This is a genomic window from Caldalkalibacillus uzonensis (assembly GCF_030814135.1).
In the GTDB taxonomy this organism is placed as follows: Bacteria; Bacillota; Bacilli; order Caldalkalibacillales; family Caldalkalibacillaceae; genus Caldalkalibacillus; species Caldalkalibacillus uzonensis.
Map to the genome: position 1 here is coordinate 1 of NZ_JAUSUQ010000036.1, position 9,471 is coordinate 9,471.

The window sequence follows — 9,471 nt, forward strand, 5'->3', positions numbered from 1 at the left end:
GGTACTCCTTTCTCTTATGGAATCTGGACAATTCCGAGGATACCCTACCTATTTTTATTTTTTCAAGTGCTTACACAAAATATTGTACGTCATCGTGAAGTGGGGCACTTAAATTGAGCTGAAAAACAGATTCTGTTTTTAAGATTTAATATTAATTGATCGAGGAGGATAAGATAATGGACAAGAAGCTATTGATTTTGATGTCTAGTATCACAGTTTTAATGACCGTTTTAACCGGCTGTGGGGATACTGAAACCGGAAGTGATGATTCTTCAGTGAGTTTGCAATTTCCGACAGCTTCCACAACAGGCACCATTTATCCTTTAGGTTCAGCCATGGCTAATTTATGGAATGAAGAATTAGGCTATAAAGTCAGTGCTCAAGCATCTAATGGAGGGGTACATAATCTGAACCTGCTTAAAGATAGAGAAGCAGATATCTCTTTTGCAACAGTGGGGATTATTTGGGAAGCCTATCATGGTGAACATTCTTTTGAAGGCAGACAATACGAAGACGTAAGAATTGTCGCCGGATTATATTATAACCCGAACCAATTTGTTGTCCGCGAAGATGCTGGTATTGAATCAATTGCTGACATTAAAGGGAAGCGGTTTGCGCCAGGTGCCAGTGGAAGCACGCCTGAAGTCGAATCAAGTATCATTCTTACGGAATATGGATTAAACTACCCAGATGACATCCAGGCCAATTTTGTAGGTTTTGGGAAGCGATTGATCTGATGAGAAATAAGCAGATTGATGGGGCATTAATACAAGCAGGCCTTCCTACGGCAGCCGTAACTGAAATGACATCTACTGCAGGAGGAAAGTTAATCAGTATTGATCCCGAGATAAGAGCATCATTAATCGATAAATACCCCTGGTACTCAGATTTTGTGATTCCTGCAGGAACATATGACAATCAGGATGAAGATGTAGAGACACTTGCCATTAAGATGATGCTCATTACCGATGCATCTGCTGATGAGGATGTCATATACAATTTAGTGAAAACAATGTGGGAGAACTTGGATGAGCTAGAGTCAGCCCATCCGATTGTAGGACAATTTGACATTAACCGAGCAACAACAGATTTAGCCGGAATTCCTTTACATCCCGGAGCAGAAAGGTACTATAAAGAAATCGGAGTGTTGACCGAGTAAGAAAACCCAAAGGGAGACAGGTAAACACATGATGTCCTGCCAGTCTCCCTTTTTGACCTCCCCCCGATCCCATCTTCATTTGCATAGAAGAGTAAGACCGTCTAAAATTGTCTCTATATAATATTGCTTCAACTCATTTATAAAAGGATTTTTTAGACTTTTGTCTAATATAAAAGATATAAGATGCAACACGATTAATACTATGAGCTAGATATAGGAAGTGTAAAGAAATGGATAGAAATAACTATACCTTTATTGAAACGTTCTGTGGAGCAGGGGGGCTGGCTTTGGGGCTGATACGGTCCGGCTTTGAATTGGAATGGGCATTTGATAATGATGAAAAAGCCGTTATGACTTTTTCAAAGAACGTTTCACAAAAAGTGGACAAAAGAGATATTAATCATATATCGGTTGAAGAAGTATTGCAAAAAACCGGTCTGAAACCGGGTGAACTGACTTTACTGTCCGGAGGCCCGCCTTGTCAGGGGTTTTCCAGGCAAAAACATAAAAGCAAAAAAAAGGATAGAAGGAATCATTTAATTTTAAAATATATTCGTTTGGTAAAAGGTCTCAATCCGAAATTTATCTTGGTGGAAAATGTGGATACCTTTCAAAAGAAAAGAGGAACAAGATATATTAAAATACTACGTAGATTTCTTCAGTTGAATTATGAACTTCTTGTTTACGAAGTAAATTTTGCGGACTACGGTGTGCCGCAAATTCGAAAAAGAACCATCATTGTCGGATATAGAAAGGATCTCGATATTAATTATACTTTCCCGTTACCGACTCATAAAAACCGTTGGGTATCGGTATGGGAAGCCATAGGTCATCTGGACAGTCCGCCTGAAGACGGATCTGAGCATCCAAGGATTCCAAACCACTACGTTCCGAATATTTCCGATTTGAATCGGGAGCGTATCCGTTATGTACCGCAAGGAAGCGGAAGAAAATGCCTTCCCAAAAGGTTACAACTGCCTTGTCACAGAAAAAAGACCGGGTGGCCCGATGTATACGGTCGGATGTCTATGAATCGTCCCGCACCGACCATCACGTGCGGATTTGACAACTTCACAAGGGGGAGGTTTGCTCATCCCCTGCATGATCGTCCCATTACCCCGAGAGAAGCTGCGATACTACAGGGATTTGAAACTGATTTTGTTTTTTATGGCAATAAGGGAGAAATCAGAAATCAAATCGGAAACGCAGTGCCTCCGATTATCGGTTATGTGTTAGGCAAATCCATTATGGAAGCGCTTGTAACGAAAGAAAAATGTATGGTTCCCGTTTAGAAATTTGATAGGGAGGGGGAGAGATGATGGCAAAGTTCAGGACACGCGCACGGGCAGTCGATCTTCTGGGAAAAGAGCAGATACGGGATGAAATCACTGCGATCTCGGAGCTGCTTCGAAACTCCTATGATGCCGATGCTACCGAAGGTCTGATTAAAATCGACACTGAAAAGGATCGGATCATCGTTTGGGATGATGGGGAAGGAATGACTGAACGGGAGTTGCAGGAAAATTGGCTAACGTTGGGGACATACTCCAAACGCCACCAAGGAAACCGAAAGTCCAAAAAAGGCAGAGTCAAAATCGGTGAAAAGGGAATCGGTCGATTGGCAATTTCATTACTCGGTGATCTCCTCCTGCTGGTTTCCAAAAAAGAGGGCGGAAACTGGTCCGTTTTGTTTTTGCATTGGGAGCTTTTCAGAAACCCCGACATTTATTTGGAAGATATCGAAATACCGATACGCACTTTCAATACATATGAAGAAGTTGTGCATTACCTAACCACCGATATGAGTGACATGAAGAAAGTCCTGCAGTCAAATCTCACAAATTCCGATGGTTGGACTGAAAAAGATATTCTGCGAATTACTGAGGACATTCAAAAGTTTAAGGTCGGAAATGAATTGTTGAATCGCTTGCGTATCAATGAGAAACGGGGAAAAGGAACAACTTTCTATATTGCAAGATTGGAAAGCTTTTGGGACTGGGGTGTATATCTGAGAACTCGGGTAAAGGATGAAAACATTGAAAAAAGAATTCAGCGATTGAAGGATGTCTTGTTCTCCTTTCAAAATTTCATAGACTTATTCGATATGGAAGATGCTAATGGTAGACATTTGGAAGAAAGTTTCAAACCGCAGATAGAAATTAATGGGCAAAAACTGACGGATGAAGCCTGGTTCAATCCGGATGATCTCAAGCTGTATGATTATGCGTTGAAAGGCACGATAGACGAAAATGCCGTATTTCACGGGGTGGCATATGTAGGCAACGATAAGGAGGAGGTCACAGTAGGTAGTGATGATTTATTACAGGGGATGTATAGCGAGGGTTACGAATCTTGCGGTCCGATCAAAATAAAATGGTATTTCGTAGAAGGTCAGGAATCTCAATCCCGATTAACCAAGGAACAGCATAAAACCATGATACAGAAGCTGAATAAGATTGGCGGTATCTACGTTTTCCGGGATGGATTACGCATATTGCCGTATGGGGAACCTGGGAATGACTTTCTGTATATTGAGGAGAGGCGTTCTAGGGGAGCAGGTTATTATTTGTTCAGTCACCGACGGATGTTTGGTTATATTGAGATCAGTAAGAAGAAAAACCCGCATTTGGTAGATAAGTCAAGTCGGGAAGGATTTGTGGAAAACTCTTATTATAACTATTTTAGAGGCGTAGCTATTAATTTATTGAAGTGGTGGGCAATAGATTATCTGGAAACACAAAAAAAGGAAATGGGGAAAAGATACATTTATTTGGAAAGAATAAGAAAGGAAAAAGAGAGGGAGGAACGGTTAAACGAGAAAAAGAAAAAAGAGGAGAAGCGGAAACGAGACTATTTCAAACGACTTGAAACCGAGCTTGATAACTTTGATGAGAAGTTGGCAAATGAACGGGCCCGTCTGAAACGGGTGATTGATGAGGAAATTGAAGATTGGATCGGAACAAGTCAAAATAACGTTTCGGATCGAATGGGATGGAAAAATCGGTTGTATGAATTGGGATTTACGTTACATAAAAAAGTTGACGGCATACGTCATTTGAGAATTGAACCGAATTTGAGATACGTACATGACAATGAAATGCTGGACATTATCGAAGAAAAAAGTCAGGCATTGGATAAAGCGATAGAAGAATTGAATGGTTATATTGAATCAGCCATAAAAAATGCAGAAAAACGTATGAGCGAAATAACGGCAAAGAGCGTGGAGTCAGGCACCAACGAAAATGAAACCGTTCGAAGTTTGGAACGTGCCATTAGATGGTGTAATACAACTTCGAAGGAAATGATTGCAAAGATTGAAGAGGAATCAAGCAGTACCTTTAACGAACAAGTGGAAGAGATGAACCGTAAATTAAAGAACTATTTTTTATCCGAAGTTAGTCGTCATGAAAAAATGCTCGCACCTTTGAATGATGAGTTGCAAACAATTAAACAGGATTTACTCGCAAAACATCAGCAATGGCAATCAAGCAACCTTTTAACCGATATTGACAAACTGGAAAAGGAAACGCAGGAGGTTCTGTCAAATTTCGAATCTCTAACGGAAAGATTGCAAAAAAACATATTGGACTATTCGCAGGAACTTCGTAATAATCAGGCAGCAGCCTTTGTCAAAAGATTAAGTGAAAACTTGGACGAGATATATGAAGATTATAGAAATAATGAGACGGACGAGGCTTTTATCGGCTTATTGAAAAAAGAAATCGAACTGTATCGCGACTTGTCTGCCGTCGGGCTGGCAGCGGAGCTGACCAGTCATGAATTCAACCATCTGTATAACCGTATACGTGAGAATTTGGATATCATGCTTAGGGCCAGCAGGAATAAAAAGACCGCCGCGATTGTGGAAAACACGCTAGGTGCGTTTCGCTCCTTGGAAAAACTTCATCAACGCATAAGTCCGCTTTACCGACAAACCCGTTACAGAAGAAGAGAAATCGATTTGAGAGCATTTCTGGAAAGTGTGATTGAGTATTTCTCAACGGATGTTAAAAAATACGGTATTGAGACGGTGTATGACATTCCGAAGGGGTTTTATATAAAGGAAGCCGATCCGGTTTTGTTCACGCCTTTGGTGAATTTGGTTTCGAACGCCATCTATTGGATGTTGAACAGTGATCGCAGAGAAATACATTTCTATACATCCAACGATTTGGATTGCTTATATGTTCATGATACCGGACATGGCATATCCGACAGAGATCGAGAGCGCATATTCGAGCCGTTTTTCACAAAAAAAATCGACGGCAGGGGTTTAGGTCTCTATTTGTCAAGAGACATTTTGAAAACGAAGGGGCATAAGCTTTATTTGGTTCCTGCGGGAAAGGAATTGAAACCGTTAGGGGGGGCCTGCTTCTGCATCGAATTTCATCCGGACTGTGAGAGGGGAATTAAGGGGGAAGAGATTTTATGAACTATGAACTCGTACAACAAGTTAAAGATATTGTAAAAGGATATTTTGATAATGCCGTGATTGTTGATGACGAGCTGTTCATGACCAAAGAAAGACTGGAAGAGGATCTCGAGTTTGATAATAGTGAGTTGGAGGAATGGAATGAAGTAGAAGTTCAAACCGAATATGCTGCTACGACGGATGATTATACTAGTTTAGGTTCCAGACCTGATGAAACAAACGAAAAATTTATTCGAGACGGTTTTGTTGTCATGCCGTTTCGATATGAAAGGGATCGGGATATCAAGGAGCAATTGGAAAAACTGACTCCTGTATTTAATAATGCAAAACTCTTAATAATCGATTGGAATCTCGAGAATCTGCCTTCGACATCGCCGACCCCTCGAGGGGCTGCAGCTTTAAGAATAATACGGGAGTTTGCCGGTACGGAAAAAGGAATCAAATGTATAGTGGTATATACGCAGGAAGATAATTTGCAAGTAGTCAGGGATGAACTGGAAGCCGATTTTGAATTCATTGATGATCATTTTTTTCAGGACCGGAACCAAGGAGAGGGAAACTCGCTTTTTGGCTTTGTCTTTTCGAAAAGAGAGGTGGAACCGGATAAAATCATATCTGAAATGGCGAATATTTTGATTCAAAATAAGAACACCATGCTTCATCTCATAGACATAGCCAATCGCTTTGATGAAAACTTGGGTAAGGCGATGAGGCGATTCAATGCTCCCTTTGACAATGTATTGTATACACAATTTGTGACATCCGGACTTGACAGCGATATTCCCCAATTTCTGAACGAGTTACTGACATCTGAGATTTTGGAACTTCCTCAACATGAGTCTGAATTTAATATTTACTTTAAATTAAAAATACAAAATTTACTTAGAGTATTGCAGGAGGAGTCATTTACAGAGGAAAAACTGAATGATTTACTTGCTTTTTATAATTTGGAAGGAAAGGATGTAGGAGAGTATATATCTGATGCATTGCACAGTAGAGATTTTAAAGAGGGACTTATAAAATTAATTAAAGAGACAGAGATTCGTTCAGTTCAAGAGTTAAAGGCCCCGCTGATTGATTTGGTGTCACCGTACGTTAAGAAAAAGAAAAAAAAGACAAATGCGGTTAAACAGTTAATTATGATACTTTTCGTGTTGGACGAATTTATACGTGACCCGGACTCATTCAAAGAGCAATTTTACAAGCAGGCATATACTCTAACCAAACTAATGAAATTTTATGATGATTATCCGGATAAAATTAATACTGGAACCATTCTTAAAAGTATGAGTTCGGAAAATTATTTGTTGTGCATAACTCCGTGGTGTGATGTGTTCAGATTGGAAAAAATCGATCATATGTTGAAGTTTTTGAGAGGCACTGTCGTAGGCAAAGTTACAGATATTTTATTAGAAAATAATAAAAGCAACTGTGAATATATGGTGGTACCTATCAACGGTAAACTTCAATTGATAAAGTGGGAATTTTTTGATGTCGTTACCCTAAAAGCAGATGAATTAGACAAAAACTATCGTAAAGTAACTAATGTAAAACGGAGCTACATACAGAAGATTATTAACCGATACTCCTCGTATCAGATCAGAGCCGGGGTCAACGAACTCTTTTTCAAGGAATCGGATTACGTTAGTAATTTCTATAAGCAACTCTTTTAGTACTCTTTTCTTCTATACTTTACAATATCTTATAGACAATCCCTGGAGATCAACCTGTTCTTTTAGATGGTAGAGGGTAGGTGTGACCTGTGGCTCAGTCAAATCATGACAGTAAAGAAACTGAATATATCAACATTGTTCCGAAGCTGTCAGTGATACGGATATTTTTAGTCGTGAAAAACGAAGTGAGATAATGTCAAATATAAAAAACCAAAATACCAAGCCTGAACTATTAATTCGTTCATTGCTTCATAAAATGGGGTATCGTTTTCGATTACACCGAAAAGATCTTCCTGGAAGGCCAGACTTGGTTTTACCTAAATATAAAACGGTTATTTTTATTCATGGGTGCTTTTGGCATCAACATCCCAATTGTAAAAAGGCAACTATCCCCAAACGAAATCGGGAATTTTGGTTGAAGAAGTTAACCCGAAATATGGAACGTGATCAACAAGTAATTGAAGAGCTTGAAAGTATGGGGTGGAATATAATTATTATTTGGGAATGCCAGGTTAAGAAAAATATTAAAGAAGTGATGGACAAGATTACGGGACAATTAATTAAAAATGTATTCTAAATGTTTAGCGTAAATGTCCGTATGGTTTATGTAAAGGGGGGATGAAATGTATCAGCCAGAACTACAATCATAACATTTTCTATCCTTAACGACATTGATAAGGGCATTATCAAAATACCGCAGTTTCAAAGAGATTTTGTGTGGTCCAAAGAACAATCAGCTAAGTTATTGGACATTTATTAAGGGAGATCTAAGTGCAAACGAAAAATCACACCGGAAAAGATTGGACTACTTTTGGATATGAATGTGGTCGATAATGTGGCCATAGGGTTAAAGTTTCGTAAATTTAACAAAACAGAGCAGAAACGGCGGGTGGAGAAATGGCTGGGGCGATTTCACATTACCCATTTGCCCCGTCAACATGCCCATACCTTATCCGGAGGAGAGTCCCAAAGAATCAGTCTGGCCGTTCCCTAGTCCTTGAACCTGATATTTTATTTTTGGACGAACCCTTTTCTGCCCTTGACTTCCCCACCAAAGTTTCACTGATGGAGGACTTGAAACAGATCCTAAAGAAGGACCAAAACCACAGCCCTCTTTGTCAGCCGTGATTTAATGGAAGTGAACTATATGACGGACCGGCTGATCGTGCTCATTGACCGCCATGGCCCAGGAAGGCGACACCAAAGAGGTGATTCAGCACCCCAATCAAATCACCGTTTCATTTTTTAACAAATGGCGTCAATTTGCTTTAGAGCATTGAAGCCATCCGCATAATAAATAATTAGGTGAAAATAAAAAATATGATATACTACTAATTGGGAACTACTTATGCAGGGTGGGCGGTGGCTTTCCCCTTTTTATTTTTGTTTAGGGGGTACTGCCGAGTTGGTGAAAATCCATGAAGCTTTGATGCTGATGATTGCTTTCGCTACTCTAGTGGTGACAGTGATCGCTGTAGCACAAGGACAAAAAAAGAAGTAACCCACCCTGTCACGGCAAAGGGTGAGTTACTTTAACAAGCCCTTCATTGGCCACCGCTCTTCATGCGGTGTAGCTGCCATAGAGCATCGGTGTTGCTGCACCGATGCTCATTTTCATTTTATGCAAGTTAAGCGCTCTCACACACATTTCTATTCCATATTATACAAAAGGAATTATCACAATGCAAATTCACTTTTAAGGACATGTTTGTATGAGCTATTTGAACATCTTTGGTTCCTTATATTCTACAACATTGAGGCCCCAGCTCAGTTTAAAAGCTAGGCCTTTTTGCTGGTCATATAAGGTGATGCGTTCTTTGCCTGATTTCAATTTCTCTGGTGTAATCACCACTTCGTATCCTTCCACTCTAATGTCGCTTTTCCCTGTCAGTGAGAGATAGTAGTGGTTTTCAACGGTTTTCTCACTGTTCGCAATAGCCTGTCAATAACACCAAAAGAAACAAAATACCCGCCCGGCACTGTTTCCATTTATCCATCATCAACAAACTCCTTCCTGCTTGGTGTGTTTAGTTCCTTTGTTGCATGATCCGTTCTTCCTCAATGTGTATATCTATATTTAAAATGGATGTAGATAACTTCAGTTTAACATACCCCGAGTTCGACAGTTTGAAACCTTTTTTGGACAAACAAAATTTACAAAATACTTTTAAATCAAGGCAGATTCGGATGACTACCCAGAAAAATGG

General features: G+C 39.7%; 6 protein-coding genes and 1 pseudogene. All 7 read left to right on the forward strand.

Annotated features, from left to right (window positions below; translation table 11 throughout):
* Nucleotides 1–221 precede the first annotated feature (221 nt).
* The 7 genes and pseudogenes from J2S00_RS19475 to J2S00_RS19505 all read left to right on the forward strand — a co-directional run bounded on the left by J2S00_RS19475 (nt 222) and on the right by J2S00_RS19505 (nt 8,765).
* Nucleotides 222–1,159: pseudogene (locus tag J2S00_RS19475) on the forward strand (TAXI family TRAP transporter solute-binding subunit).
* Nucleotides 1,160–1,389: 230 nt separating this feature from the next.
* Nucleotides 1,390–2,451 (forward strand): DNA cytosine methyltransferase, encoded by a 1,062-nt coding sequence (locus tag J2S00_RS19480; RefSeq protein WP_307343890.1) that lies wholly within the window; start codon nt 1,390–1,392, stop codon nt 2,449–2,451.
* Between the two features lie 26 nt (nt 2,452–2,477).
* The gene (locus J2S00_RS19485; protein WP_307343893.1) at nt 2,478–5,591 is read left to right on the forward strand and encodes an ATP-binding protein; all 3,114 of its coding nucleotides are present in this window, start codon (nt 2,478–2,480) and stop codon (nt 5,589–5,591) included.
* Nucleotides 5,588–7,264 carry a response regulator receiver domain gene (locus tag J2S00_RS19490; protein ID WP_307343895.1) on the forward strand — a complete coding sequence of 559 codons (1,677 nt, stop codon included), beginning with the start codon at nt 5,588–5,590 and terminating at the stop codon, nt 7,262–7,264. The genes J2S00_RS19485 and J2S00_RS19490 overlap by 4 nt, the downstream gene beginning before the upstream one ends.
* A gap of 163 nt (nt 7,265–7,427) precedes the next feature.
* A complete protein-coding gene (locus J2S00_RS19495) occupies nt 7,428–7,841 on the forward strand; it encodes a very short patch repair endonuclease (protein WP_307343902.1) in 414 nt (137 codons plus the stop codon).
* A 240-nt stretch (nt 7,842–8,081) separates the two neighbouring features.
* Nucleotides 8,082–8,258, forward strand: coding sequence for an ATP-binding cassette domain-containing protein (locus J2S00_RS19500; protein WP_307343898.1), 177 nt, complete (start codon nt 8,082–8,084; stop codon nt 8,256–8,258).
* Between the two features lie 414 nt (nt 8,259–8,672).
* Nucleotides 8,673–8,765, forward strand: a complete 93-nt coding sequence (locus tag J2S00_RS19505; RefSeq protein WP_307343905.1) for a putative holin-like toxin — start codon at nt 8,673–8,675, stop codon at nt 8,763–8,765.
* Nucleotides 8,766–9,471 lie beyond the last annotated feature (706 nt).

Coding starts and splice junctions, on each gene's coding strand:
- J2S00_RS19480 (WP_307343890.1), top strand. CDS start 1,390: ATGGATAGAAATAACTATACCTTTATTGAAACGTTCTGTGGAGCAGGG.
- J2S00_RS19485 (WP_307343893.1), top strand. CDS start 2,478: ATGGCAAAGTTCAGGACACGCGCACGGGCAGTCGATCTTCTGGGAAAA.
- J2S00_RS19490 (WP_307343895.1), top strand. CDS start 5,588: ATGAACTATGAACTCGTACAACAAGTTAAAGATATTGTAAAAGGATAT.
- J2S00_RS19500 (WP_307343898.1), top strand. CDS start 8,082: ATGAATGTGGTCGATAATGTGGCCATAGGGTTAAAGTTTCGTAAATTT.